Origin of the sequence: Phytoamicus setariae, from assembly GCF_016722925.1 — a bacterium.
GTDB classification, from domain to species: domain Bacteria; phylum Pseudomonadota; class Alphaproteobacteria; order Rhizobiales; family Rhizobiaceae; genus Rhizobium_E; species Rhizobium_E setariae.
Genome location: NZ_JAEQNC010000001.1, coordinates 262174 through 287306, shown reverse-complemented (window position 1 = coordinate 287306; position 25133 = coordinate 262174). Strand labels below are relative to the sequence as shown.

The 25133-nt window shown below is 58.2% G+C and carries 25 protein-coding genes; 8 read left to right on the top strand and 17 right to left on the bottom strand.

The annotated features are described in order from the left end of the window. Nucleotides 1–9: 9 nt before the first annotated feature. The 3 genes from cheY1 to JJB09_RS26870 form a co-directional block, all read right to left on the bottom strand. Nucleotides 10–375 (bottom strand): chemotaxis response regulator CheY1, encoded by a 366-nt coding sequence (cheY1, locus tag JJB09_RS01310; protein WP_201651997.1) that lies wholly within the window; start codon nucleotides 373–375, stop codon nucleotides 10–12. Continuing rightward, nucleotides 375–671 carry an STAS domain-containing protein gene (locus JJB09_RS01305; protein WP_201651995.1) on the bottom strand — a complete coding sequence of 99 codons (297 nt, stop codon included), beginning with the start codon at nucleotides 669–671 and terminating at the stop codon, nucleotides 375–377. The genes cheY1 and JJB09_RS01305 overlap by 1 nt, the downstream gene beginning before the upstream one ends. A gap of 142 nt (nucleotides 672–813) precedes the next feature. Beyond that, entirely contained in the window at nucleotides 814–2424 is a 1611-nt protein-coding gene (locus JJB09_RS26870) for a globin-coupled sensor protein (protein WP_201651993.1), read from the bottom strand. A 748-nt stretch (nucleotides 2425–3172) separates the two neighbouring features. On the opposite strand from JJB09_RS26870, the gene JJB09_RS01295 reads away from it, so the two are divergent. Together JJB09_RS01295 and JJB09_RS01290 are read left to right on the top strand one after the other, a co-directional pair. Next, on the top strand, nucleotides 3173–3631 hold the full coding sequence (locus JJB09_RS01295; protein ID WP_201651991.1) for a YbaK/EbsC family protein: 459 nt from the start codon (nucleotides 3173–3175) through the stop codon (nucleotides 3629–3631). A gap of 10 nt (nucleotides 3632–3641) precedes the next feature. Further along, a complete protein-coding gene (locus JJB09_RS01290) occupies nucleotides 3642–3941 on the top strand; it encodes a helix-turn-helix domain-containing protein (protein WP_201651989.1) in 300 nt (99 codons plus the stop codon). Nucleotides 3942–3959: 18 nt separating this feature from the next. Here JJB09_RS01290 and JJB09_RS01285 read toward each other — a convergent pair whose 3' ends face one another. The 5 genes from JJB09_RS01285 to JJB09_RS01265 form a co-directional block, all read right to left on the bottom strand. After that, the gene (locus JJB09_RS01285) at nucleotides 3960–4967 is read right to left on the bottom strand and encodes an HWE histidine kinase domain-containing protein (RefSeq protein ID WP_201651987.1); all 1008 of its coding nucleotides are present in this window, start codon (nucleotides 4965–4967) and stop codon (nucleotides 3960–3962) included. A gap of 104 nt (nucleotides 4968–5071) precedes the next feature. Next, complete coding sequence (locus JJB09_RS01280) at nucleotides 5072–5878, bottom strand: response regulator (protein ID WP_201651985.1); 807 nt, start codon at nucleotides 5876–5878, stop codon at nucleotides 5072–5074. A 152-nt stretch (nucleotides 5879–6030) separates the two neighbouring features. Further along, nucleotides 6031–6432 carry a hypothetical protein gene (locus JJB09_RS01275; protein WP_201651983.1) on the bottom strand — a complete coding sequence of 134 codons (402 nt, stop codon included), beginning with the start codon at nucleotides 6430–6432 and terminating at the stop codon, nucleotides 6031–6033. Between the two features lie 2 nt (nucleotides 6433–6434). Beyond that, a complete protein-coding gene (locus tag JJB09_RS01270; protein ID WP_201651981.1) occupies nucleotides 6435–6779 on the bottom strand; it encodes an ElaB/YgaM/YqjD family protein in 345 nt (114 codons plus the stop codon). A gap of 151 nt (nucleotides 6780–6930) precedes the next feature. Continuing rightward, on the bottom strand, nucleotides 6931–7089 hold the full coding sequence (locus JJB09_RS01265; protein ID WP_201651979.1) for a DUF3309 domain-containing protein: 159 nt from the start codon (nucleotides 7087–7089) through the stop codon (nucleotides 6931–6933). 406 nt (nucleotides 7090–7495) lie between these two features. Between JJB09_RS01265 and JJB09_RS01260 the strand changes: the two genes are divergently transcribed. Further along, nucleotides 7496–7693: a CsbD family protein gene (locus JJB09_RS01260; RefSeq protein WP_201651977.1), complete on the top strand. Its 198-nt coding sequence runs from the start codon at nucleotides 7496–7498 to the stop codon at nucleotides 7691–7693. A 138-nt stretch (nucleotides 7694–7831) separates the two neighbouring features. On the opposite strand, the gene JJB09_RS01255 is transcribed toward JJB09_RS01260, so the two are convergent. Next, nucleotides 7832–7996 carry a DUF1328 domain-containing protein gene (locus JJB09_RS01255; protein WP_201651975.1) on the bottom strand — a complete coding sequence of 55 codons (165 nt, stop codon included), beginning with the start codon at nucleotides 7994–7996 and terminating at the stop codon, nucleotides 7832–7834. A gap of 208 nt (nucleotides 7997–8204) precedes the next feature. Here JJB09_RS01255 and JJB09_RS01250 point away from each other — a divergent pair, with 208 nt between their 5' ends. Continuing rightward, nucleotides 8205–8390 (top strand): NepR family anti-sigma factor, encoded by a 186-nt coding sequence (locus JJB09_RS01250; RefSeq protein ID WP_246748526.1) that lies wholly within the window; start codon nucleotides 8205–8207, stop codon nucleotides 8388–8390. Continuing rightward, nucleotides 8387–8953, top strand: coding sequence for an RNA polymerase sigma factor (locus tag JJB09_RS01245; protein ID WP_201651971.1), 567 nt, complete (start codon nucleotides 8387–8389; stop codon nucleotides 8951–8953). Before JJB09_RS01250 ends, JJB09_RS01245 begins: the two co-directional genes overlap by 4 nt. A gap of 60 nt (nucleotides 8954–9013) precedes the next feature. Here JJB09_RS01245 and JJB09_RS01240 read toward each other — a convergent pair whose 3' ends face one another. From JJB09_RS01240 to JJB09_RS27095, 5 genes are all read right to left on the bottom strand, one after another. Next, entirely contained in the window at nucleotides 9014–10048 is a 1035-nt protein-coding gene (locus JJB09_RS01240) for a sensor histidine kinase (RefSeq protein ID WP_201651969.1), read from the bottom strand. A gap of 14 nt (nucleotides 10049–10062) precedes the next feature. After that, the gene (locus JJB09_RS01235) at nucleotides 10063–10497 is read right to left on the bottom strand and encodes a response regulator (RefSeq protein WP_201651967.1); all 435 of its coding nucleotides are present in this window, start codon (nucleotides 10495–10497) and stop codon (nucleotides 10063–10065) included. Beyond that, the gene (locus tag JJB09_RS01230) at nucleotides 10494–11987 is read right to left on the bottom strand and encodes a sensor histidine kinase (protein WP_201651965.1); all 1494 of its coding nucleotides are present in this window, start codon (nucleotides 11985–11987) and stop codon (nucleotides 10494–10496) included. The genes JJB09_RS01235 and JJB09_RS01230 overlap by 4 nt, the downstream gene beginning before the upstream one ends. Before the next feature lie 181 nt (nucleotides 11988–12168). Beyond that, on the bottom strand, nucleotides 12169–14862 hold the full coding sequence (locus tag JJB09_RS01225) for a bifunctional diguanylate cyclase/phosphodiesterase (RefSeq protein WP_201651963.1): 2694 nt from the start codon (nucleotides 14860–14862) through the stop codon (nucleotides 12169–12171). Nucleotides 14863–15092: 230 nt separating this feature from the next. Further along, complete coding sequence (locus JJB09_RS27095) at nucleotides 15093–15314, bottom strand: SH3 domain-containing protein (protein WP_425523675.1); 222 nt, start codon at nucleotides 15312–15314, stop codon at nucleotides 15093–15095. A gap of 333 nt (nucleotides 15315–15647) precedes the next feature. Between JJB09_RS27095 and JJB09_RS01215 the strand changes: the two genes are divergently transcribed. Together JJB09_RS01215 and JJB09_RS01210 are read left to right on the top strand one after the other, a co-directional pair. After that, complete coding sequence (locus JJB09_RS01215) at nucleotides 15648–16841, top strand: CaiB/BaiF CoA transferase family protein (RefSeq protein ID WP_201651959.1); 1194 nt, start codon at nucleotides 15648–15650, stop codon at nucleotides 16839–16841. A 207-nt stretch (nucleotides 16842–17048) separates the two neighbouring features. Further along, complete coding sequence (locus JJB09_RS01210; protein WP_201651957.1) at nucleotides 17049–18482, top strand: aldehyde dehydrogenase family protein; 1434 nt, start codon at nucleotides 17049–17051, stop codon at nucleotides 18480–18482. 93 nt (nucleotides 18483–18575) lie between these two features. Here JJB09_RS01210 and JJB09_RS01205 read toward each other — a convergent pair whose 3' ends face one another. Then, nucleotides 18576–19565: a LacI family DNA-binding transcriptional regulator gene (locus JJB09_RS01205; RefSeq protein WP_210341637.1), complete on the bottom strand. Its 990-nt coding sequence runs from the start codon at nucleotides 19563–19565 to the stop codon at nucleotides 18576–18578. A gap of 53 nt (nucleotides 19566–19618) precedes the next feature. Then, entirely contained in the window at nucleotides 19619–20710 is a 1092-nt protein-coding gene (locus JJB09_RS01200; protein ID WP_343228971.1) for a lactonase family protein, read from the bottom strand. A 298-nt stretch (nucleotides 20711–21008) separates the two neighbouring features. Between JJB09_RS01200 and JJB09_RS01195 the strand changes: the two genes are divergently transcribed. Continuing rightward, nucleotides 21009–23564, top strand: coding sequence for a sensor domain-containing protein (locus tag JJB09_RS01195; protein ID WP_201651955.1), 2556 nt, complete (start codon nucleotides 21009–21011; stop codon nucleotides 23562–23564). A 135-nt stretch (nucleotides 23565–23699) separates the two neighbouring features. Here the strand turns inward: JJB09_RS01195 and JJB09_RS01190 are convergent, their stop codons facing one another. Continuing rightward, a complete protein-coding gene (locus JJB09_RS01190) occupies nucleotides 23700–25127 on the bottom strand; it encodes an aldehyde dehydrogenase family protein (protein WP_201651953.1) in 1428 nt (475 codons plus the stop codon). Between the last annotated feature and the right edge of the window lie 6 nt (nucleotides 25128–25133).

Below are 25133 nucleotides of genomic sequence, written 5' to 3'. Positions count from 1 at the left end.
AAACTTCCCTTAAGCGGTTACGCGCTCGATGGCATCAATGAGCTTGGTCGGATCAAACGGCTTGACGATCCAGCCGGTGGCGCCGGCCTGTCGCGCGCGGTTCTTCTTTTCGGCGTCGCTTTCGGTCGTCAGGACCAGGATCGGGATCGCACGATACTTGTCGTTCCTGCGCACACCTTCGATGAACCCGAAGCCATCGAGACGCGGCATGTTGATATCGGTGACGATCACATCCGGATTGCACTGCTCCAGAACCTCAAGGCCCTCGATGCCGTCCTCAGCCTGGATCGTTTCGAAGCCGGCATTGTTGAGGGTCACCAGAAGCATGTTGCGGATGGTGCGGGAGTCGTCGACTGTCAGCACTTTCTTCTTCATTATTTGCTCTCCTTTGCGAGCAGATGATCGTAGTTGACGCCGATCAACTGCATTGTCTTTGCAAGGGCGTCGGAGATTTTCGAAAAGGCGAAGGAGTGCTTCTCCTCCTCCCAGCTCTTGGCGGCTGACATCAAAACCTGCACGCAAAGCGCGCCGGCGCGTTCGACAGAGGATGCATCGATGCGCAGGTTGCTGCCACGCAACGCCATCAGCTTGGTGTGAAGCGCACTCGCTTCATTAAGATCGAGAACCTTTCCAAGACTCAGTTTCTTGGCTGCGCCTGCTTTTGCGGTCATTTCATTGTCCCTGGTTGAATGATCTCATTGATCATTTGCGCATTTCCCATTCCCTGTTTCGGCGAGGCGTGAAGCAATTCGTGGCGTCCCTGCCACCGTCCCCGCCCACCGTATTGTTTTGCGATTGCCAGTCTTGCCGAGTTCATCGCGAGAGACCTCCGGCGGCAACGTTCGGCAGTGGTGGTTGGATTGCCGCATGGGGCCGATGGACCTGTCCGGAGATAGCCTGTTGCGGGCTTGCATGATGGTGCCTGGGCGAACCCTCGTAAGCTTGTAGGCGGAACGCACGGATCGTCTCGCCAAGCTCAACGATCACGGTCTGGAGATCGGTCGCCTGACCGGCCGCCTCGGTCGCGGTGGACGCTGTTGCTCTTACTTCGACAGAAATTTCCTGCGTCGTGCGTGCGATCAGGCCAACGGCGGCGGCGGATTCACTCGTATCAGCAGCAAGACCCGAGATTTTGTCGTTGATGCCGCTGACCTGAGTGACAATGTCGCCGATCGCAGTCTGGGTTCGTGCGACGATGGACACGCCACTCTCGACCTGCGCCTTGGTTCCTGTCACCAGGTCCTTGATTTCGCGTGCCGCATCGGCCGAGCGCTGGGCGAGTGCCCGTACCTCCTGGGCGACCACTGCAAACCCCCGGCCGGAGTCGCCGGCCCGAGCGGCTTCAATGCCAGCGTTGAGCGCCAGCAGATTGGTCTGGAATGCAATCTCATCGATGACACCGATGATCTGGCCGATTTTTTCCGCCGACTGTTCGATATCGGCCATCGCGGCGATGGCATTTTCGGCAATGGCGCCGCTGGAGACGACTGCCTGGCGGGCAGCCTGCGTGGCCTCCTCCGCGGCGCGGGCATCCCTAGCGCTTTGGGTAACCTTCAAAGTGGCGTTCGCCATTTCGGACGCGACCGCGTTCAACGCCTCGGATGCAGCCACGCCCTGGCGGGCGACCGTATCAGCCGATAGTGCGATACGCCCCGAGGATGCGCCCATGCGTTCGGCCGCGTCCCGCGAGCCGGACAGCGACGTGCGGATCTCCTCCAGCGCATCGTTAAGACCGGCAAGTGTATCGGCATGGTCAATAGCCAGATCGATCGAAAGGGGACCGCAAAAGTCCTTCGCCCGCAGTCGCTCGGTGATGGCGCCGAGAAGCGCTGATGTTTCAGCCCGATGGCCGGCATGAGCGCTGGCAAGCGCTTGTTGATGGTTGACGCGGGTCTCGTTGAAGCGAAGCGAAACGGAGATCTCGAGATCGACCATGACGGCACGAACGACTGCGCGCGCCAGCGAGATAGCGTCCTGACGGCGGCGTTGGCCGCTCTTCAGCCAGGATTTCGGCCAGGATTGCTCGATCAGGCCCGCGACAATGTGCTCGAGCACAACCGCATGGCTGGCGATGTGCCAGCGCGGATCGAGACCGATGCGGCTTTCGGTATCGGCGAGTACCTTCACCCGCTCTGCGTAAAGGCTATCGAACCGGGCATCGGTGAGCACATCCCAGTGAGACTGGCTCAGGTCGTGCAGCCGTTCGAGTTGCGCCTCGCTCTGGAAATTTCGCGATGCTTCTGGATATGTCTGGAAACGCTGGAAGAGATCGCGCAGCGCCAGCTTCACATGCGGCAGCAGTTGATTGCGGTTTTCTCGAATGAGCGCTGTATCGGAGGCTTCGAGCCCGGCAAAACGCAGCCGACCGCCGAGGCTTCCGCCGTCGCGCCGCTCCTTGTCCGCCGATGTTTCCGCCTCAACCAATACAGTCCCCGTCCAAACGCATGACGCCAGCCAATGGGCTGACATATCCCCTTGCGCCGCCACGCCTGCCCCTTTTGCTCGGTACAAACCCGAACGAAAGCCTGGACGTGCGGCCAAAATATTTAGTGAATTCCGGGTCTTAGTACCGGCACGGCGAAGCGGCATCATGCCTATGGATTGGCTCAGCAATCCCATTCCGGCGTAGTAACAATGTTTATGGTTAATTCCTTGCCTGAAGGTTAACGGAGGGTGCAAACTTTCGGTATCCACCAAATAAAGCCAGTCGATAAGACTTTATTCATCTCTCGCGAAAAGCCGTGCATCGCAGGGGTTTGGCGCGCAAGCTACAAGCAAGTCTGGGCGTGTACAGACCCACGTGTAGCTGACAATGTCGTCACTAGAGGTTGAGCAATGATTGTTCTTGGACTGAGTGCTTCGCTTATCGCCACCTTTACCCTGGCAGCCGTAACCCTTCTCCTGAATATCGACTTCGACAGAAAGACCGCTAGCAATAAAGTGTTCTGACGCCAGACAGCGAAACCCTCGAGAATAGTCGGAGCAGTCCGACACCAAGGGAAGGATGCCGACCGAAGACGAAAGATTGCGCTGCGGGATCGCCCCGGGGATTACCCGGAGTTTCGCGCAAGCCAGTCGCCGAAAGTAAAATGCGCTGTCCGAAAGGGTTGGCGCATTTTCGCTTTGCAGCTATAAGTCGGGCACCTTCAACAGTTTCAAGTGTTCGATTTTCATGAGTGTTGCCTCGGTCAAAGAATTTCTCAACCTGAACGCTCCCGATATCGATATCATCGAACTGGACGTCAGCACCGCCACGGTGGAACTGGCGGCTGCAGGCCACGGGGTGGAGCCCGGCCAGATCGCCAAGACGCTTGCACTCAGGATCGGCGACGAGATCGCCCTGGTCGTCGCCGGAGGAACTGCGAGGCTTGACAACAAGAAGTTCAAGGCCCGCTTCCAGACCAAGCCGAGAATGCTCGATTTCGAGGACGTGGAGCGGGAAACCAGCCACCCGGTCGGTGGGGTGTGCCCTTTCGGGCTGCCAAAGCCGATGAAGGTGTTTTGCGACAGTTCCCTGCGGGTCTATGACGAGGTCGTTCCTGCAGCCGGCGGCACAAAGGCCGCGCTGCGTATTTCCCCCGAACGGCTGGTCGCACTGACCGGGGCGGAGTGGATCGACGTTTGCCAGTGAGGAGAGCACCATGATCACAGCATCCCAATGCCGCGCCGCTCGCGCGCTGACTGATGTTTCCCGCGCCATTCTCGCCGATCAGTCCGGCGTGTCGGAAGATGTGATCCGAGAGTTTGAGAACAAGCTTTCCAAGCCCGATGACGCGACCATCAATGCGTTGCAAGCGGCGTTGGAATCTTTAGGAGCGTTGTTCATTGCCGAGAACGGCGGCGGTATCGGCGTACGTCTGAAATTCACCCGCTCGGAAGCCCGTCGTATCGCACAAATGGAAAACGAGGGCGGACCGACGGCATTTGACGAAGTCCCTTGAGGTTCGCTCTGCTCTCGATCAGTTGATGCTGACGGGGTCGGCCGGGAAGGCCAGCTCGTAATGTATATTTTTTGGTGTAATTGAGTATCTTGCCTGCCCGTTCACCGAGGCTGGAACCACTCTCTCCAGGATAGCCGTTCCCAGGCGGCGCACCGGAGTGGGCAGGTCAGTCAACACCAGCGGATGTTGGGGTGTAACCGGCTCGTTCCACTGAACCTTAACCTGCCTGACATCGCCGCCATTCTTTATACGGCAATCGACCTTGATCTGCTCTCCGGTCGAAAGAAACGTGCCGTAGTTGATCGCGTTGACCAGCAATTCGTGAAAAGCCAGCCCTAGATGCATAGAGACGTTCGGCGACAGCAAAACGTTCTCGCCGGTAAAGTTCACCCTATTCTGGCGTCCGGGCATGTAGGCAGCAACCTGCTGATCCAGCAGATCACGCACGAAAGCGCCGCGCCAGCCCGAATCCGTGACCAGATCCTGTGACCGCGAGAGCGAGTAGATCCGGCCCCTCAGCTTCTGCACATAGGCATCGATCGAGTCGGTATGCTGCGACGTCTGCGTGGCGATGCTCTGGATGATCGCCAGCAGGTTTTTCGACCGGTGACTGACATCCCTCAGTAAGCCTTGCAGCACCTTCTCGCGCCGGCGATCCTCGGTACGATCGACGATCGTGGTGATGACTTGCGACCGCGACTCTCCGACGAAGAACACCAGGATCCGAAACTCGAAATAGCGCCGCTCGTCGAGCGACACCTCGATCGTCTCGGTCGATCCCGACTGGCGGGCGCGGCATTTCGCACTTGCCAGCATGCCGGCGATCGCATCTCCGAAGATGGTGTTGTCCGCGGGCACCGTGGACCCGTCGATGCTCCAACAGTCTGGTAGGCCGGTGATGCAGAGATAGGCATCATCGGAGTCCTGCAGGATCAGACTTGCACTCATATCCAGCAGTGCCACGACCATGAATGTACTCAGGGAGTCCGCATTCACATGATCGGCGCGCCAGAGAAATCGTTGCACCACAACCCACCTCGAAACCGCCGGACCAGGAGGTGCGACGCCCGTTCAATTCTACTTTCTGTCCGTGCCGAACCCCAGGCGCACGAACCGGTTTTTCCCAATCGTCACGCCGACTGAACCCGCTGCGACGTCGCGTTCTCCTTGAAGAACAAAGCCTGACTGATCAGCGCCTTCAACATATCCGGATTATAGGGCTTGGTGACGAGGAAGGTCGGCTCCGCCCGTTCACCCGTCAACAGCCGCTCGGGAAACGCGGTGATGAAGATCACCGGAATGCTGGCGACCTTGAGGATTTCGTTGATCGCATCGATGCCGGAGCTTCCATCAGCAAGATGAATGTCGGCGAGGATCATGCCGGGATTGGTGCGGTGATAAAGCTCTACAGCCTCCGCACGGGTGCGCGCTATGCCGCTGACCGAGTGCCCGAGATCGACGACGATCTGCTCAATGTCGAGCGCAATCAAGGGTTCGTCCTCGATGATCATGATCTCGGTCGAGATATGGCGAGAGATTTCCCTTGCCGCTTCATCGACCAATGCCCGGCATTGTTCCGCCGATGCATCGAGAATTTCGGCGGTTTCTGCGAGATTGAAATCCTCCACCGAAACGAGCAGGAACGCCTGCCGCGCCATGGTTGGCACCGAAGACAGGTTCGACATCGCCTTGGTTTCCCAGGCAAAAGGCGACACGACCGGGGGAATATTTATCGAAGCCGACTTCTGGATGCGAACATAAAGCTTGTAGAGCGCCACACGGTCGGACGACGCCTCCGGAAATATCGACAAGTCGGCGATCAGCGCTTCGAGTGTGGCGGCTACGAATGCGTCACCAGAGGTCTGTGTGCCGGTAATGGCTCGCGAAAAACGTCGTAGAAAAGGGAGATGGGTGGCTACACGCTCGGTCAATGTCATAAACTAAACTCCCATATAAGCAGTCAGACGCTGGCTTGAACTGACCATAAACGTGCTAGTGACGCATTGGTTCCGACAAATCCGTTTCGTTGTTCGACAACTCGGCAAATAGCTCCGGAACCCGATCCGGGCGGAACAGGTTTGCGGGCATCCTATTTCTGACTGGCCTTGGCCAGCACATACGCCGCAGCAGCGACGGCCGCGAGTGTTCCGAGCGGGCTGGCCCGCAAGGCGACGGGAAGGGCCTGCATTGCAGCGGCGGTCAGCGCCGGCTGCGTCGCTTTGCGCAACAATCTTCGGCGCCGAAGACTTCTGCGCCTGTAACCAAGCCACCCGAGCACCGCGAGCGCGGCCACAAGCGCGAAAACCGCGACGCTCAACGCCGCCGCCACAGGCCCGTAGGCCAGTGCCACCGCAGTCGCGGCGGCATAGATAGATGCGCCAAGCGCCACCAACAGCAGCAAGGTGATGACCGCATAGGCAATGATTGTCACGACCACCCGCTCACCGGACGCTTCCATACGGGCGACATAAGCAGCAAACAGATCAGCCATCTTCATCCGCGCCGTGTCAGGAGTGCCGCAAGGAAGCCGATGCCGACGGCGATTCCGACAGCGTGCAGCGGCCGGCTGCGGATCTGGGTTTCGAGACTCTGCTCAAGCGATACCGCCTCGTCCTTTGCTGATTGAAAGGCCTGTGCCGAGGCTTGCTTGACATCCGCGGCAAGTCGGTCGAGACCAGCACGATAGTCATCGGCCTTGGCTACCCCGAAATCGGCGAGCGCCTTCGTCAACGCAGCGACTTCGCCCCGCAGTTCTTCAATACGTTCTTCGATTTCTGCCGTCGATGCCTGCGAACCATTGGACTTCAGGGCTTCCTGGGGGGCTTTGCTTACAGCCATTTTGTTATCTCCTCAAACGTCAATCGATGCGAGATGTGTCGGCTCAGTTTACCCATCCGAGCAGATACAGAAGGATGATCACCTGGATAGGTATGCCGATAATCCAGAGTAGAATGGGTTTCATTGCTTCTCTCCTCATGAGCGTACCGGGTCAGATGACCTTCATCAACATCAGGATGACGACAATGATGAGGATCGTTCCGATCAGCCCGGTCGGACCGTAGTTCCAATTGCGGGAATGCGGCCAAGTTGGCAGGGCTCCTATTAGCAGGAGTATCAGCACGATTATGAGAATGGTCGTAATCGTCATAACTTCGGTCCTTTCGTCAGGCGGCTCCTGCAGGCCACCGGGCTGATGGTTTTCCATTTGCCGCCGAAGAGGACTTGCATCGCTTCCGGCTTGATACTGCAACGTCCTTTGAGACGTATTGTTCCAGTCGCCAGACGACCAGCCGCGCTTCGGTGAGAGCAAAAGGGAACGGTTCCCTCAAATAAGACGCCAGCGTGCGGGGGCAATTGCGGCGCCTTGGCAGAGCAACGAATGAGGGCAATCCGCGCGTCCCGCAACCGCTTCAACGTACCTCTCCCGGTTTGGTTCTAGGCAGAACACACGCAATGTGAACTATTTGTCAGGGAACCCTACCGCGACTGGGTTCGTTCTTATTGCGGAGCGACCGTTCGCCCATACAACGCAATAGCATTCGAAAGGAAAGACCATGAACTGGAACCAAGTCGAAGGTAATTGGGAACAGGCCAAAGGCAAGATCCAGGAGCAGTGGGGCAAGCTGACCGGCGACGATCTGGATGTGATTGCCGGCAATCGCAAACAACTCGCGGGCAAACTCCAGGAGCGTTATGGCAAGGCCCAGGACGACGCCGAAAAGGAAATCGATCGCTGGCTGGGCAACGCATAAGCCCAATTGCCCGAACTCACTAATTGAAGCGGCATCGCCAGGCGATGCCGCTTTTTTTCTACGTCCGTCTGGCCCGGACTGAGCCAACAAAAAGCCGGGCGCATGACCCGGCCATCTCCGCCTCCATTCCTGACTGCGTCAAACGCTGCGGATCGCCTTTAGGATCAGCGACACCGCAAGAAGTGCCAGGAAAAGAAAGAACAGGATCTGTGCGATGCCGGCCGACGTTCCTGCGATGCCCGAAAAGCCGAGGACGCCGGCAATGACGGCAACTACCAGAAAAAGCAGAGCGTAATACAGCATGATCATCTCCTTGTTGTCACACATGATAGAAATGTGCTCCTTTCGGATTTGTTCCTCTTTTAGGTCGGCAAGGGCGACCTGCCGACAATAAGGAACGCGCCATGCATTATATTCCAGAGCATTGGAACATTTCCATATTCCAATCGTTTAGGACCAATGCCGAAAACAAATTCGCACTGATACGAGCACAACGATAATGGCAAATTACATGAAATCAGCAGATGAAGCGGGACTGCCGGCACCGATTGAGGAAATACCCCGAAAGCTGAGGCAGTACTACGATTCCCTGCAAAACGAGGCGATCCCGGATCGCCTGCTGGACCTTCTTGAAAAGCTGGATCAAGCCGAGCAAGCCGCGGCACGACAGGCCTCCGCTGAGGAATCCGGAAAATGACCACAGCCGCCGAAGCGCTGGACGATGATTTCAAACGTACCATGCTCGGCTGCCTCGGCAGTCTGCGCGCCTTTGCCGTTTCGCTGAGCGGTCGACACGACAGAGCTGACGATCTGGTACAGGACACCATCATGAAAGCCTGGGCGAAGAAAACATCCTTCGAGCCCGGAACAAACATGAAAGCCTGGCTTTTCACCATCCTGCGCAACGAATTCTATAGCCAGATCCGAAAAAGCGGGCGGGAAATACAGGATTCGGACGGTTACTACACGGAACAACTCGCCAGCCACCCCGGTCAGTACGGTGCTCTGGATTTCAGTGATTTCAAGATTGCATTGGAAAAATTGCCCGACGACCAACGCGAGGCAATCATCCTGATCGGCGCCACTGGCTTTTCCTATGAAGAAGCGGCCGAGATCTGCGGATGTGCAATCGGCACGATCAAAAGCCGCGTCAACCGCGCAAGAACTCGCCTTACCGAATTGCTCAACATCGAAGGCGATGGGGATTATGGCCCGGATTCAGGCGCTCTCGCAGTGACCGGACGGCCATTCATAAACTAACGCGACGCATAGCCATCAGCGGGAAAAGTATATCAAAACTCACCCTTCGGCGGGAAATGTTCAGGGATGCAGGCTAAGATGGACCTCGGCCCGCGTGCCGCTTTCCAATGGCACGTAACGTATGCCATCGCCGATCGACTTGGCCATCGAAGCAACAATACGGGAGCCCAGCCCCGTTCCCTGAGCGGGGCTGTCGACATTGTAGCCCGCCCCGTCATCCTCCACCACCAGCAATGCCTCGCTGTCGCGAATGCGCTCCAGCTTCACCCGGATGGCACCAGCCGCGCCATCGGGATAGGCATATTTAATCGCATTGGTCAGGAGCTCTGTCACGATCATGCCAGCAGAAACCGCCCTATCGGACGAAACGGCAATCGAATCGAGCGAACACTCGATATTCAGCTCCTGCCCGTCCTTCGACATCGTCTGCGCAATATCCGAGACCAGCGCCGATAGATAGCGGTTCATATCCACACTGCGAACATCATCCGAAGTATAGAGACTGCGATGCATGCCGGCGATTGCCGAAATGCGCGCCTGCGTTTCGGCCAGCGCATTCTTGACAGCGGCATCTTCGGTTGTCGAAACCTGCAGCCGGATCAAGGCGGCCACCAGCGCCAGGCTGTTGGCGACGCGATGATTGACTTCCGCCAACAGAATTTCTGCCCGCTCCTTTGCCGCTAGGATTTCCTGCTCCGCAAGCTGGCGCGCGGCACGAAGTTCCGCGTTTTCCAGCGCCTGCTCGATGGAGTTGAGCAACAACGGCCAGAACTCATCACCGACCGTTTTGATCACGTAGTCGGCAGCGCCCGCCTTCAATGCCTCGATTGCAATCTTGGCCTCGCTGGAGCCCGTGACGTAGACGACCGGCGTAGGAATTCCCCGACGGTTGAGCTCCTCCAGAAAAGACAGTCCCGTATAGCTTTGCAGATAGTGATCGAGGATGATCCCCGATATGTCGCCTTCGGCGAGGCGCACCAGCCCCATCTCCGGATCTGACGCGTGCACCACCTCGTAACCCGCACGGTCGAAGGCCTTCTGCGCCAGACGAACCAGTCCGAAATCGTCATCGATATACAGCAGCTTTTTCGTCATTCGCCGTCACACCATCAAGGAACTTGCATTACTGAAAAGAACAGACCCAATTGGCGTATCGCGTGGGCGAAGCTGTCATAGTCAACCGGCTTGGTGATATAGACATTGGCGCCGAGATCGTAGCACTTCTGGATTTCCCGCTCGTCGTCAGTCGTCGTCAGAATTATCACCGGCAGGCGCTTGGTATGGGGATTGGACTTGACCCGCTCGAGGACATCGATGCCCGACATGTCGGGAAGGTTCAGGTCCAACAGGATCAGCAGATAGCGATTGAAGTTCTCGCCGCTGCGGTCATGGCCAAGGATGAAGTCGAGAGCCGAGTTTCCATTGGTGAACGGCATGATCGGGTTGTTTACTCCGGCACGCCGCACATTTTTCTCGATCAGCCTGGCGTGACCCTCGTCGTCTTCTATCATGACGATCGTCACTTCTTTGCCTGCGGCCATCATGGTCTGGCACTCCTCAAAACAGCGTCGAGATTCAGAGGCAGGCGTATCATGAATGTCGTTCCTTTACCAATCTCGGATCGCAACTCGATGTCACCACCCATGTTGCGCAAGAGCGAACGGACATGCGCAAGCCCGATCCCTTCCCCCGGACTATCCTGCACGCCGGCACGACGAAAAAGCTCGAAAACACGTTCGCGGTCGCCATCGGAAATACCACGGCCGTTGTCCGCCACCTCGATGCCGACCGTCAAACGGTTTACGACATAGGTTCTTATCGACAACCGCAGCGGCCGCGACGGCTCCTTGTATTTGGCGGCGTTATCGAGGAGATTGGCGATGACCTGTTCGATGGAAAAACGGTCGGAAACGATCTGTCGCACGCCTATGGAAATCTCAATCTCACCGTTCGCATCGGAAACCTGGTGGCGAATGGTCTGCGTTGCCGAATTGATGAGGCTTTCCAGATCGATCGTCTCAGGCTTCAGATCTCGGCGACCGTCGCGCGAGATCTTGAGGATGGCACTGATCAGGGCATCCATTTTGCTCGTGGAGGAGCGGATGAAACCGATGGCCTCGGGCAGGTCCTCACTGACCGCGTGCTCCGCCGCTTCCTTAGCCTGCGGATCGAGATTGTCAGCGGTATTAAAATAGGTGGAGATGGCTTTCAGCGCGGCGTCGAGTTCGCTGGTAAAACCCATTATATTGACGAGCGGCGCCCGAAGATCGTGGGTGACTATGTAGGTATAACGCTGGATCTCCTGGTTGGCGGCAAGCACGTCCTGTGTGCGCTCCCTGACCCGTTCCTCCAGGCTGGCATTCAACCCTTCCAGTTCCACGCGCGCAGCCAGGATCTCGAGCACATACCGACGCATAACGGCAATCACCGCAATCATGATGCACACGATGAGGATTGCGCCGACGACGGTTGCCAAACGCAGCAGCGTGGCCAGTTCCACCTGTGTCGTAAGCTGGCTTTCGATCCGGGCATCCGAGGCTTCGATGATCCCTGACAGCTCCGCGCGGATGTCAGCCATCAGCCTGAGACCGTATTCGCTGCGCAAGACCTCCATCGCCTCGTTGCGACGATTGGCCTGCGCAAGCGCCAATGTCTGGCGAAGCTCGGCAATCTTGCTGTTGATCGTCTGCTTGATGAGCTCGGGATCCACCGCGATGAAGTCGCTCTGCGACAGAGCCCTGTCGAATTCAGCCTCCCGCTCCTCGAGCTTTCCAATGGATTCGAGATATGGCGTTAGGAATGCGTCCTCCTGCGTCAGCAGAAAGCCGCGCTGTCCGGTCTCCGCGTCCTGGACGGCCAAAAGCAGGTCGGCGGCCGCACTGCGCACCGTCCGCGCCTCCACCGCGCCAGAGACGAAATCCTGGGTCCGGTAGACGAGGTAGACCATCGAGGCGACGATTCCGACAAGCACCACACCGCTCGATAACAATGCAATGGATGTCGAGCGAATAAGGGATTTTTTCCTTGCCGGCATACATGAACTTTCGAAGTCTGCTGCAAAACGTCAAAGCCAAATCCGGCCGTCGGGTTGCTTCGTCCATGGGCCGCAACGGCAACGATACTCCGGTCAATCGTCAAGATGCAACCGGATATGCCGGAAACGGGCCAGCACAGGCAATGTGCGCTGCTGCGGTCTTCGGGGGGCTGCAGGCTGCCTAGCCTGCCTTGGCGCCGGGCCAATTGCCGAACCAGCGGCGTTCACTTGCAAATTCCAGCAGTTGCGCCGGGCTGAGCGGCTTTGACAGTGCATATCCCTGCAGGACATTGCAACCGAGGTCACGCAGGATCTCGGCATGGGCTATTGTCTCGACGCCTTCGGCGACGATCTCGATTCCACGCGAACGGCCTATCTCGATGATCGAGCTGACCAATCGCTGCTGGGAGGTCGAATTGACGATCGGGAGGATCAACTGTCGGTCGATTTTCAATCGCTTGGGCGTCAATTTCAACAAGGTAACGATCGAAGCATAACCCGTGCCGAAATCATCGATATCGATGTCGATACCAAGATCGCGGATCTTCTCGATCTGCGGAATCAGTTCCCCGTCATGGCCGTCGAGAGAAATCGACTCCAACAGTTCGAATGACAAGGTGCCCGGCCGGAAACTCAAGTTCCTCAGTCGGTCGAGCAAGGTTTCGTCGCGCAGACGCTGGGCGGAAATGTTGACCGAGACCTTGGGGATGTGGATGCCGTTTGCCGCCAGCCGATAATGTTGCAACAGCGCCTGATTGAGAATGATGTCGTCGATGGTCGAGACGACTTTCAAGCTCTCGGCGATCTGCAAGAACGCACTGGGGGGCAGCATCCCCTTGCTCGGATGATCCCATCGGGCCAGCGCCTCGATGCCAACAATTTCGAGCGTATGGGCGTCGAACTGCGGCTGGAAATGGGCGATGAACTCATTTTGCTCAAGTCCACGCAGGATCTCGTCAGCCGTCTTCTTGGTGTTGATGGCGACCAGCCTCAACGTGTCGGTGAAATGCTCGACCCGGTTGCGGCCACGGCGCTTGGCTTCGTAGAGAGCAATGTCGGCGTTGACGAGCAGTTCGTCGATGCCTTCGCCCTCGTTGGAGCGGCAGGCGATGCCGATGCTGGCGCCCACCCTGCATTCGTGCCCCTCGTAGTCGACGGGCTTGCTGATCGCATCGATGAGGCGGGACGCCATTGCGGATATCTGATCCAGCCCCACGCCGCGCGATACGATCACGAATTCGTCGCCGCCGATGCGGGCCAGGAAGTCGTTCTCACGGATATTCTCCCGAAGCGTCTTGGCGGAATGGCGCAAAATGCGATCGCCCGCAGCGTGGCCAAGGGTATCATTGATGTCCTTGAACCGATCGAGATCGATGTGCAGGATAGTGATGTCGTCTGCCAGTCTTGCCGTATCGAGCTCGACCATGACCCGGTCGAGGTAGCGCCGGTTCGGCAATCCGGTCAGGGCATCATGCAGGGCAGCACTTTCCATGCGCAACCGCGCCTGCTCGAGCGCCCTGTTCTGCTCGTCGGACTGACGTTTGGCCTGGCGCAAATCCGCCTGCAGCTGGACGTCGGCGGTGACATCCCAATTGACGCCGACGATCTTGCGATTGCCTGTAGAGTCGCGATAGATTGAACCGATCGCGCGAACATGGCGGATGTCGCCGTTGCGCCAGACGACCCTGAATTCGCTGCGGTAGTTGACGTCATTGTCGACAGAAGCGGCAAAACTCCGCATCGCTTCATCGACATCGTCAGGATGGATGGCCCTGCGCCAATCCTCGTAACTTATCGTCCCGCTCTCCTGGTCGATGTCGTAAAGATCCCTCATCCGCTTGTCCCACAGCAACTGGTCAGCGGTGATGTTGTACTCCCAAACACCGATCTCTGATGTCTGCAGCGCGATCCGCAGGCGATGCGACATCCTCTTCACTTCGTCTTCACGCTGTGCAAGCTTCAGGGCGCTACGCTGGCGTTCTTCCATCAGGCGCCCGGCCCAGAGCATGGGCAACACCACGAGGAATTCCCCGAACAGCAGCAAAAGCCGGAAGCGCCAGATCTGGATGAAGGAGAGGTGCCAGCCAGCCTTTGGCTCAGCCGTGATCAACCAGTCTTCGTGACCAATCCGGATCACCGAACTGACCGGATCGCTAGCGGGCGTATCCCGCTTGCCGAAAAATGTTTCACCAACGCTACCGTCTCGCGGCATTGTGGAAATGGAAACGTCGATGGGAAGCGTGGATGATGTCAGGCCACTATCGCGATAGAGCGCTTGCATATCCATGACCGCCGAGGTGATACCCCAGAACACATTCTGTCCATAGCCCCCCTCGATGGTCATAGGAAAGCGTGCGACAAGCCCTTCCCCTCCCTGCACCAGCTTGATTGGCCCCGTCACGACCACTTTTTGGGTGTCAAGAACTTCCAGTGCGGCCGGTCTTTGCCGTTCGTTCCGCATATAGTCCAGCCCAATGACCTGCTGGTTCGTCTCGAACGGATAAACCATTCGAACGACAAAATTGGGTGCGACGGCGATGTTGCGGAACTGGTTGGAATTGGCGGTCACATGCCTGGCAATATGCTCAAATTCTGCCTGCTCCATCGTCGGCTCGATCTCGACCGCAGCAACAAGGCCGCGCATCAGCTGGATATTGCCGTTGATGTTGTTTTCCAGCCGTGTGCGGATTTCGCTAACCTGGTCGGAAACGGCATTCCGCTTGGCTTGCATGACCTCGCTTTGGTTCAGCCAGTCGGCGTAGATAAGTATTCCAAGCATCGCAATTATTGCAACAATGGCTGGCACGTAATGCAGAGTGAAGAAACGCCTGAACGGCGCTATCCCATTTTTCCCAGCATCATACGCCTTTAACATTGTACGCCCGCACCGCAATTACAAAAGGGCCACCCTTGGCATCCCCGTGTTGAGATGTCTCACACTTCTCTTAAGAAGACCTTGACTTAGTGATGCGATATACACGCTGAGCTTGTCGGTGCCGAGTTACAGCAACGAATTTTCAAAACCTCGTAAAGATTGTATTATTCCTATGCCTGTGCAGTCGAATTGCAGGGTCTAGTGCCTTGCAAACTCGAATTATCACAACTTCAAATCGTGACGTGCACGGCATCATGGCGAAGGTCTATCGCGCGATAGGCCGGCATTGTCGGCCAGGTCAACCTGTTACCCTCCACCCAACCGCGCTGGCCGTCGACCAAGACCTCACACCATCCGACTCGCCTGTCGCATCCAACGACCTTAAGGCTTTGCCTCCAGGTTATCATCGCAATGGCTGGGTAATCTTTCGATGGGCCCCCATACAGCCTCATGGAGTTTTTCGCCAAGGCGATATCGGCTGCGGACGCTGCACTGGTCATCATTGTTAAGGCTAAAAACGCAGATGCGAAGAATTTGTGCTCAAACATGGCTCGTTCTCCTCGTGCCCGGTAACGCGTCATCCGCTGACCACCGGTTGACTTCGAGTACAATGCGCTCGCATGCTTGTTGTTCCACGCCCAGCATCCCGCACCTTCGATTTCGATCTGCACGCAACCGTCCCATCCTCTAAAAATGTTAGCGCTAACTCTTGACTTACTGAGCAGTTCTCTTAGTTTGCGACAAAGCAGGGGCTCCCGATCAGGCGGAGCGGGAAGGAAAAGACGATGGGAATTTTATCGGGGTATCGGGTACTGGATTGCTCTATTGCCATGGCGGGGCCGTTTGCAGCCCAGCGGCTGGGCGATCTTGGCGCCGATGTGGTCAAGATCGAACCTGTGACGGGGGAGTGGCAGCGCCACGTGGCCGCTGGCGGTGCGACCGGCAACAAGGTCAATGTGTCGTTCCTGTCGCTCAACCGCAACAAGCGCTCGCTTGCGGTCGACCTGAAGGCCCCCGAAGGCAAACAGGTGCTCATGGATCTCGTCAAGACAGCGGACGTTTTTCTGCAGAACTACCGCCCCGGTGTCGCAAAGCGTCTTGGGGTCGATTATGAAAGCCTTTCGGCGATCAACCCCGGGATAATCTACATTTCGATGTCGGGTTACGGCGAAAGCGGTCCCTACATGAACTGGCCGGGTCAGGATCTGGTGTTGCAGGGTCTGTCAGGGGCAATGCTATCGACCGGCCGGGAAGGCGAACCGCCCACGGCTGCAGGCCAGTATCTGGTCGATGCCATCACTGCCTACACAGCTTTCGAAGGCGTCTTGGCGGCGTTGCTGCATCGCGAACGCACCGGCGAGGGCCAGCTCGTCGAAGTCAACATGCTCGATGCGATCACCACGATCCAGATGCAGGAACTCTCGGTCCATACGGTCGGCGGCAAGCAACAGAAGCGATCGGCCGAACCCCACGCACACGTCTTCATCCGGGCGCCCTATGGTGCGTTTGCGACGACCGATGGCTTCATCATCATTTCATTTCCGAAGTTGAAGACACTCGGCGAGGTCATCGGCGAGGAAAGCTTCCTCACCATGAACGACGAAGTCGACAGTTGGACGCAACGCGACGAAATTTTCGCCAGGACGCGTGACAAGATCAAGACGAAAAGCAGCGCCGAATGGCTTGCGGCGCTGCGCGCGGCCGACATCTGGTGCGGCCCGGTCTATGGATATGCCGATCTCGTCAAGGATCCGCAGATCGTCCATAATGGCACATTCGTCGAATACGACCATCCGACCGAAGGGCGCGTCAAGACGCCGGGATTTCCGATCAAGTTCTCCAAGACACCTTCGAAGGTGGAACGGGGCGCGCCGGTCACCGGCCAGGATACGCGCGATGTGCTCGCCGAGGCCGGATACGATGCGGCGACGATCGACAGACTTGCGGCCAATGGCGTCATCGCAACCGGCAGCGTCTGAGCTCTGCCGCCTGCGAGATCAGTTGTGAATTTGGCTTTCGGCGAGCATTGCAAGATGCTGCCGGAGGCCATACATCGTTGCGGACATATTTTCTTGCTGTTGCGGCCTGAGCATTTTCCAGATGCCAGTCTTCTACGACGCTGCAAAGCGCCACCACCGGCTCCTCGTGGAGCTGACTTTACCAATGACCTAGAACGGAACAAGATCATGGCACTTCATCATAATCTGATCGGCGGAGAATGGGTTGGAGGCGAAGCCGTCGCCAATATCAATCCATCGGATACAAACGAAGTGGTGGGCGAATTCGCACGCGGCACCGCCCAGGACATGAAGGATGCCATTGCGGCAGCCAAGGCGGCATTTCCTGCCTGGTCGCGCTCCGGCATCATGGAGCGTCACGCCATCCTCAAGAAGGCCGCCGAGGAGATCATGGTCCGCAAGGACGAGCTTGGCGCGATCCTGTCGCGTGAGGAAGGCAAGACCTTGCCCGAGGGCATCGGCGAGACCATTCGCGCAGCCCAGATTTTCGACTTCTTCGCCGGCGAGGCCCTGCGCCTGACGGGCGAGACGGTCCCCTCGGTACGCCCGGGCATCGGCGTCGAGATCAACCGTGAGCCGCTCGGCGTGATCGGCGTCATCACGCCGTGGAATTTCCCGATCGCCATCCCGGCCTGGAAGATCGCACCGGCCCTTTGCTACGGCAACACGGTCGTGTTCAAGCCGGCCGACCTGGTCCCGGCTTCGGCCTGGGCTATCGTTGATATCCTGCATCGTGCCGGCCTGCCCAAGGGCGTTCTCAACCTGGTCATGGGCAAGGGCTCGGTCGTCGGTCAAGTCATGCTCGACAGCCCCGATCTGTCCGGCCTGACCTTCACCGGCTCGACCGGCACCGGCAAGCGGGTGGCGCTGTCTTCCATCGAGCATAACCGCAAGTACCAGCTGGAAATGGGCGGCAAGAACCCATTCGTGGTGCTCGACGACGCCGACCTAAACGTTGCGGTCGAAGCTGCAGCCAACTCGGCCTTTTTCGCCACCGGCCAGCGCTGCACGGCGTCCTCGCGCCTGATCGTCACCGAAGGCATCCACGACAAGTTCGTCGCCGCGCTGACCGAGCGGATCAGCGGCCTCAACATCGACCACGCGATGAAGCCCGGCACGCATATCGGCCCGGTGGTCGATCCCGGCCAGCTCAAGCAGGACGAGGACTACATCGCCATCGGCAAGCAGGAAGGTGCAAAGCTCGTCACGGGCGGCGAACGGCTGGAGCGTGAAACTCCGGGCTTCTACCTCAAGCCGGCACTTTTTACCGAAGCGACCAACCAGATGCGGATTTCCCGCGAAGAAATCTTCGGACCGGTTGCATCGGTCATCCGGGTCAAGAACTACGACGAAGCGCTGGCCGTCGCCAACGACACGCCGTTCGGCCTGTCCTCCGGTATTGCCACCACCAGCCTGAAGCATGCGACGCATTTCAAGCGCAATGCCGAAGCCGGCATGGTGATGGTCAACCTGCCGACAGCGGGCGTCGATTTCCATGTGCCGTTCGGCGGCCGCAAGGCGTCTTCCTTTGGTTCGCGCGAACAGGGCAAATACGCCAACGAGTTCTTCACCACCGTCAAGACCGCCTACACGCTGGCCTGAGCCACACAAGTTGCATTCTCAAAGCGGGCCATCCTACGGCCCGCTTTTTTTCCAGAGTATGCCGATCGAGAACTTCCCAGAGACCCTGACGCGTCAACTGCTCTGGCGGATCATCAGCCTGAACCCTACATCGATATGCTTGTCTGAAGACACGATACCCTGCATGCCTTCCAGCAGCAGCCTTCCGGCTTCGCGGCCGATTTCGGCTGCGGGCACGGCCACCGTCGTCAGCGACGGGTTAAGGTGACGGGCGAGTTCGAAATCACCGAAACCGGTGATCGCGATGTCTCCCGGCACCGAAATTCCACGGCGCACGCATTCGAGCAGCGCACCCGACGCCAGCACATCGCTCGAAAACATGATCGCGTCAGCGTCCGGAAACTCTGCCCGGGCACGGACGAGAAGTTCGGCGCCGGCCGACATATCCAGCGCCAGTTCGCTCGACGTCACAAGCCTTGGTGCTTCGCCGGCAAAGGTCTTGCTCATAAGTTCAACAAATCCGTCGCGCCGCTCGCTTGCGCGACTATCGCCTTTGCGCAGTGTCCCAGCAAAGACGATCTTCCGGCGTCCACCATTGATCAGATAGGTCGCCAGATCGGCAATGGCGGCTGCGTTCGAAAACCCGACAAGCCGATCGATCGGGCGCGCGGTGAGATCCCAGCCCTCGACGACCGGAATGCCAGCCCGCTTCAACAGTTCCTTGGCCTGGCGGCTGTGATGCGTGCCGATTATGAAAATGCCATCCGGTCGTCGGCCCAGCAGACTGCGGATCACCTCCTCTTCCCGGTCTTGCCGATAATCGGTGTTACCCAGGAAGATCTGGTAGCCCTGCCGATTGAGCGTCTCGGAGAAGTGCTGGATCGTTTCGGCGAACACCGACGCCGACAGGGTCGGGATGATGGCCGCCACCGTATTGCTGCTCGCCGAAGCGAGATGGCTGGCTGCGAGATTGTGGACATAGTGAGTCTTGTCGATCGCAGCGCGGATCAGTTCGCCGGTATCCGCCGTCACAGTATCGGGCAGACGCAGATAACGCGAAACGGTCTGCATCGACACGCCCGCGGCGGCAGCAACGTCTGCCATCGTCACGCTCGTCCCCTTGCGACGGGCTTTTCGCGGGGTGGAGGGAGCCTCCGTCACAACAGGAAAGGCCTGACGCACATCGGGGTCCCGACCTCGATCCGCTTGCCCGTGAAGGCCAGCGCGCCCGTATCGCCGTCACGTCGAAAGATGGAGATGTTGTCGCCATTCTGGTTGGCAACCAGCAGCGTGCGTCCACCGGCCATCAACACGAAGCTGCGCGGGGTCGCACCGCCGCAATCGACATGCCCGTTCGGCGCGAGCACTCCGGTTTGCTGATCGACCCGGAAAATCGCGATCGTATCGTGTCCGCGATTGGCCATATAGACGAAGCGGCCGTCAGCGGAAACATGGATATCGGACGGATGGTTTTGTACGCCTTCCGGAGCGGCCGGCCAACTGCCGACATGCCTGAGGTCATGGCCATCGCGGACCAGCGTCGAGACCGTTGAGTTCAACTCGTTTGATACGAAGACAAAACGGCCGCCGGGATGCTGGGCGATATGGCGGGGTCCCGAGCCCTCCGGCATCGTGACCGCGGAGACCAAAGCGAAACCACCGCTGTCGGTCAGCCGGTAACTGAAGATGCGGTCGAGCCCCAGATCAGCCGACAGGAATCCTGTCTTGTCGACCATCTCGACAATAGAATGGGCATGGCTGCGCTCTTGTCGCTCGGGCACTGTCATTGCAGCCCCTTCATGCGCAGCACTGCCACTCGGCGGCGCAAGTCCACCATCCGGACGGAACGGAAATGACACGAGCGACTGATCCGGGCCAGCATTGCCGTAGCCATAGTTTGCCACCAGCAGAAAACGCTGGTCCGCCGTTATCTGGGCATAGGCTGAAATGGCGCCGAGCGTCGGCTGCTTGTTGAGATAGACGAGTTCCTGTGTCCGCTTGTCGAAATGAAATGCCGTTGCCGTGCCTTCACACCATTCGGCGACTTCGGACACGGAATAGATAAGGCCGTCTTTCGGGGAGACCGCAAGATAGCAGGGATTGTCGGCTGTGGCAGAGGAGGCAAGTTCTTGCCATTCGAGTCGATCCTCGTCGAAGGCATAGACGATGACGCCCCTTCCCCTCGCCCCCTGGAAATAGGGTGTCTCCCGATTGAGCGTTCCGACCGCCAAATACAATTGCTGCACCACTTAGCCCCCAGATGAATTCCTGGCACTCTGTTTGGCAGGGCATTTCGCGCGACGTTTCCTGCCATCGGAGCGCTCTAATTGGCGATATCAATCAGCATATTAGCGAAGGGAGCAAGCGAAATCGTCAGTGTTTGCGGGTAACTCACAATGCGACAATACGGCCCTACGCCGCCTACAGTTAGCGAGCCTGCCAACGGCACAGAACAGACCGCCAAATCCGCCTTCTGTACTTCGTCGATTAAGATGAATTTAAGCGGTCTGCAGTATTCAGTTTAGCGTAGAAATCGAGAGTACCGACTTGGCGTCGTCCGGCAAGAAAATACAACCAGACTCTATTCGCGTCCCTGGCAACGAAGCCACGCTTGCAGGGCTGCTCGACGACTCTCCCCTGGGCATGGTCCTGCTCTCTTCGGACTACCGCATCCTCTATTCGAACCGAATTTGCAGGGACCTGTTTTCCAGCCGGATACAGGGCTCCTCGCCCGTACTGCTGACCGATCTCGTTTGCCCGGAAGATCGTGAGCGGATGCATTTTGCCTTGACGCTGCATGCCCTTGCGGAGTTTCGCCCGCGCCACAACGAGATCCGCTTCATCAGAGATGACGGAACCGAGCGGTGGATGTCGGTGCACATGTCGTCGGTGCATTGCGTCGGACCGGATTTCGTCGCCAAGATCGTCGTGCAGTTGACGGATATCGACCAACGCAAACGCGATGCGATGGAACATCGGGCATGGGAGGAACGCTGGAACAGCGCTCTGGTTAGTTCGGACCTCGGCGTCTGGGACCATGATTTCAAGACCGGAACTATGTATTACTCCGATACATGGAAGCGGCTGCGCGGCATGGCGGCGAATGAGGAAGTAGACTCGGTGACGGAAGACTGGCTGCAAAAGGTGCACCCAGACGACCGCGCCCATGTGCAGGAATGCATCCGTCGGCAGAATGCCGGTGAAGTCGCCTTCTCGATTTTCGAATACCGCGAACTGCATAAGAAGGGCCACTGGATCTGGATTGAATGCCGGGGATCTTGTGTCGAATGGGATGAAAACGGCAAACCGACCCGAATTGTCGGAACCGATATCGACATTTCAGCCAGAAAATCGACCGAAGAGGAGCTGGCCCGCGTTTCGCACAGGTTGGAACTGGCGCTGACCGTGACACGGATCGGCGTCTTCGAAGCCGACATCAGCGAAGGCAGCCTGCTTCTGGACGACAGACTGCTGTCGATCATGGATCTGGAAGGCGCACCCAGGTGCCAGGGACCGGACGACTGGAAATACATTATCCATCCCGAAGATCGGGAAATGACCAGGCAGCGCATCGACAGCAGCGTCAGCGAGAATGCCGATTTCTCCAACCAGTTCCGCATTGTCCGAAAGGACGGTTCCATCCGTCATATTCGCGCGCGCGTCGCACCCTTCGAGGACAGTTCAGGTCATACCAAATATATCGGCGCCAACTGGGACGTTACCGAGGACATCGAGGTCCGCCAGGAACTCGAACGCGCCAAGCTGCTTGCCGAAGCGCGCAACCGCGAACTTGAAGATGCCAAGGCGAAGATCGAGCATAACGCCCTGCACGATTTCCTGACGGATCTGCCCAACAGGCGCTACCTTGACGACAGGCTCGGACACCGCGACCCTGCAACGATACATGGCCTGGCCGTCCTGCATATCGATCTCGACCGCTTCAAACAGATCAACGACACATTGGGCCACCAGGCCGGCGATTCCATGCTGATGCATGCGGCAAAGGTGCTTCGCGAAAATACCGGGCCGGACGAGTTCGTCGCACGCATCGGCGGCGACGAATTCGTGGTCCTGTCGCCTTTCGATGGCGCAAAGGACAAGCTTACGAGACTTGCCGACAAGATCATCAGGCGGATGTGCGAGCCGGTGCACTTCAACGGCATGACCTGTCGGATCGGCGCCAGCATCGGCATCGCCTGCGACCCGCATCCGGCGGCGGATGCCAAGCAATTGCTGCTCAATGCCGACATCGCGCTCTATCGTGCCAAAAGCCGTGGCCGTAACCGCCACGAATTCTTCACCCTCGACATCCAGCATCAGGTCATCAACAACAAGCTGGTTTCCGACGAGATTCTCGTGGCACTCGAGAAGGACGAGTTCGTACCCTTCTATCAGTTGCAGTTCTCGGCGCAGACACTGGATATTGCCGGGGCCGAGACGCTTGCCCGCTGGGCACATCCAACCAAGGGTATTCTAGGACCCGACAGCTTTCTGACCATTGCCGAAGACCTCGATGTGGTGGCGGCCATCGACAGCGTCATTCTGCAAAAAGCACTGGTGGATCTGGAAGCATTGCGCCGCCACGGCATCGATATTCCCAACCTGTCGGTCAATGTCTCGACGCGCCGGCTCTATGACCCCAAACTCGCCGAAAAGCTCGACAGCCTGGATATTCAACCGGGCCGGGTTTCCTTCGAGCTGCTGGAGTCGATCTTTCTGGACGACTGCGACGAGATGGTACGCGACAACCTCGATGCAATCCGGCGCAAGGGGATCGGCATCGAAATCGACGATTTCGGCAGCGGCCATGCCTCTATCGTCAGTTTGCTGAAGATTGGCCCCGGCACGCTGAAGATCGACCGTGAACTGATTTTTCCGATCGACAAGACGGCCGAACAGCGGCGGCTGGTGCGCTCGATCATCGACATCGGCAAATCGCTGGGCATCAGGGTCGTCGCAGAGGGCGTGGAGACCCGAGAACACATCCGTATCCTGCAGGATCTGGGCTGCGATGTTCTGCAGGGCTACGCCCTTGCCCGGCCGATGCAGTTTTCAAGCCTGGAAAGCTTCATTCACCAACAGAAGTGGCGGGCGGAGAGCTAAGTACTAAATGCATCTGCGTCCATAATATCCGCCTCGGGGCGCGCATGATGGAGGGTAGCTCGTTGCCATTTTTTTGGCATCGCTGCACTCAAGGATTGACGGCGAGCAAACTGGCTCGCCGTCAACTAAATCAGATCAATCGCCGTAACCGACGATGCTCTTGATTTCCAGGAAGTCGTGGATGCCGAAATCGGCATACTCGCGACCGTTGCCCGACTGCTTGTACCCACCGAACGACGAGAACGTATCCCAATCCGGATAGTTGAGATTGACCGTGCCGGCGCGCATCTCGGCAGCGACAGCGCGGGCATGGTTGATGTCTTGCGACTGGATATAGGCAGCCAGGCCATAGACCGTGTCGTTGGCGATGCGGATGGCATCTGCATCGTCGTCATAGGAAATGATCGACAGCACCGGTCCGAAGATCTCTTCGCGGGCGACGGTCATTTCCTCGGTCACATGGCCGAAGACGGTCGGGCGGATGTAATAGCCACGGTTGAGATGTTCCGGACGGCCCACCCCGCCGGTGACGACGGTTGCACCTTCATCGATGCCGGTCTGGATCAGCCGTTGGATCTTGTCGTACTGCAACTGGCTGACGACCGGGCCGAGATTGGTGTCGGCGGCCTTCGGATCGCCGGTCTTGAAGCCTTCGGCTGCAACCTTGGCAATCTTCAGCGCTTCGTCGTGACGTTCCTTCGGCACCAGCATGCGGGTCGGCGCATCGCAGGACTGTCCGGTGTTGCCGAAGCAACCCTCGACACCCTTGCTCACGGCCGTCTCGAAATCGGCATCACGCAAGATGATGTTGGCCGACTTGCCGCCGAGTTCCTGCGCCACGCGCTTGACGGTATCGGCTGCGGTCTTGGCAACGATGATGCCCGCGCGGGTGGAACCAGTGAAAGAGACCATGTCGACATCGGGATGGCCAGCCATGACCTGACCGACGTCAGGACCGTTGCCGTTGACCATGTTGAAGACGCCCTTCGGCACGCCGGCGGCATGCATGACTTCGGCAAACACGATGCCGCTGATCGGCGCGATTTCGGACGGCTTGAGCACCACGGTGCAACCGGCTGCGATGGCGGGCGCCACCTTGCAGACGATCTGGTTGAGTGGCCAGTTCCAGGGCGTGATGAGCGCGCAGACGCCGATCGGCTCCTTGACGACCAGGGTCGAACCGCGCTTTTCGCTGAACTTGTAATCTTCGAACGCCGCGATGGTCGCTTCCATATGTGCACGGCCAGCCCAGGCCTGTGCTTCGAGCGCAAAGCTCATCGGTGCGCCCATTTCATCGGATACGGCGCGGGCGATGTCCTCATAACGCTCGTTATAGACTTCGAGAATCTTCTTGAGCAACGCCAGTCGCTGTTCCCGCGGGGTCTTGGAGAAGGTTGCGAAAGCCCGCTTGGCTGCAGCAACCGCCTTGTCGACGTCAGCCTTCGAGCCAAGGGAAATCTTGGTGTAAGCTTCCTCGGTTGCCGGATTGATGACATCGAGCGTTGATGGCACCTCTGGGGCAACCCACTCACCGTCGATGTAAAATTTCAGGTTATTGCTCATTATTCA

Bases quoted from the DNA above. Each gene is read 5' to 3' on its own strand.
- JJB09_RS01265 (WP_201651979.1), bottom strand. From the start codon at position 7,089: ATGACGATTACGACCATTCTCATAATCGTGCTGATACTCCTGCTAATA.
- JJB09_RS27095 (WP_425523675.1), bottom strand. From the start codon at position 15,314: ATGAGGCTGTATGGGGGCCCATCGAAAGATTACCCAGCCATTGCGATG.
- JJB09_RS01205 (WP_210341637.1), bottom strand. From the start codon at position 19,565: ATGGCAGACGTTGCTGCCGCCGCGGGCGTGTCGATGCAGACCGTTTCG.
- JJB09_RS01190 (WP_201651953.1), bottom strand. From the start codon at position 25,127: ATGAGCAATAACCTGAAATTTTACATCGACGGTGAGTGGGTTGCCCCA.
- JJB09_RS01230 (WP_201651965.1), bottom strand. From the start codon at position 11,987: ATGCCGGCAAGGAAAAAATCCCTTATTCGCTCGACATCCATTGCATTG.
- JJB09_RS01305 (WP_201651995.1), bottom strand. From the start codon at position 671: ATGACCGCAAAAGCAGGCGCAGCCAAGAAACTGAGTCTTGGAAAGGTT.
- JJB09_RS01245 (WP_201651971.1), top strand. From the start codon at position 8,387: ATGACCACAGCCGCCGAAGCGCTGGACGATGATTTCAAACGTACCATG.
- JJB09_RS01260 (WP_201651977.1), top strand. From the start codon at position 7,496: ATGAACTGGAACCAAGTCGAAGGTAATTGGGAACAGGCCAAAGGCAAG.
- JJB09_RS01250 (WP_246748526.1), top strand. From the start codon at position 8,205: ATGAAATCAGCAGATGAAGCGGGACTGCCGGCACCGATTGAGGAAATA.
- JJB09_RS01225 (WP_201651963.1), bottom strand. From the start codon at position 14,862: ATGTTAAAGGCGTATGATGCTGGGAAAAATGGGATAGCGCCGTTCAGG.
- JJB09_RS01270 (WP_201651981.1), bottom strand. From the start codon at position 6,779: ATGGCTGTAAGCAAAGCCCCCCAGGAAGCCCTGAAGTCCAATGGTTCG.
- JJB09_RS01235 (WP_201651967.1), bottom strand. From the start codon at position 10,497: ATGATGGCCGCAGGCAAAGAAGTGACGATCGTCATGATAGAAGACGAC.
- JJB09_RS01240 (WP_201651969.1), bottom strand. From the start codon at position 10,048: ATGACGAAAAAGCTGCTGTATATCGATGACGATTTCGGACTGGTTCGT.
- JJB09_RS01280 (WP_201651985.1), bottom strand. From the start codon at position 5,878: ATGACATTGACCGAGCGTGTAGCCACCCATCTCCCTTTTCTACGACGT.
- JJB09_RS01275 (WP_201651983.1), bottom strand. From the start codon at position 6,432: ATGGCTGATCTGTTTGCTGCTTATGTCGCCCGTATGGAAGCGTCCGGT.
- JJB09_RS01295 (WP_201651991.1), top strand. From the start codon at position 3,173: ATGAGTGTTGCCTCGGTCAAAGAATTTCTCAACCTGAACGCTCCCGAT.
- cheY1 (WP_201651997.1), bottom strand. From the start codon at position 375: ATGAAGAAGAAAGTGCTGACAGTCGACGACTCCCGCACCATCCGCAAC.
- JJB09_RS01255 (WP_201651975.1), bottom strand. From the start codon at position 7,996: ATGCTGTATTACGCTCTGCTTTTTCTGGTAGTTGCCGTCATTGCCGGC.
- JJB09_RS01215 (WP_201651959.1), top strand. From the start codon at position 15,648: ATGGGAATTTTATCGGGGTATCGGGTACTGGATTGCTCTATTGCCATG.
- JJB09_RS01210 (WP_201651957.1), top strand. From the start codon at position 17,049: ATGGCACTTCATCATAATCTGATCGGCGGAGAATGGGTTGGAGGCGAA.
- JJB09_RS01290 (WP_201651989.1), top strand. From the start codon at position 3,642: ATGATCACAGCATCCCAATGCCGCGCCGCTCGCGCGCTGACTGATGTT.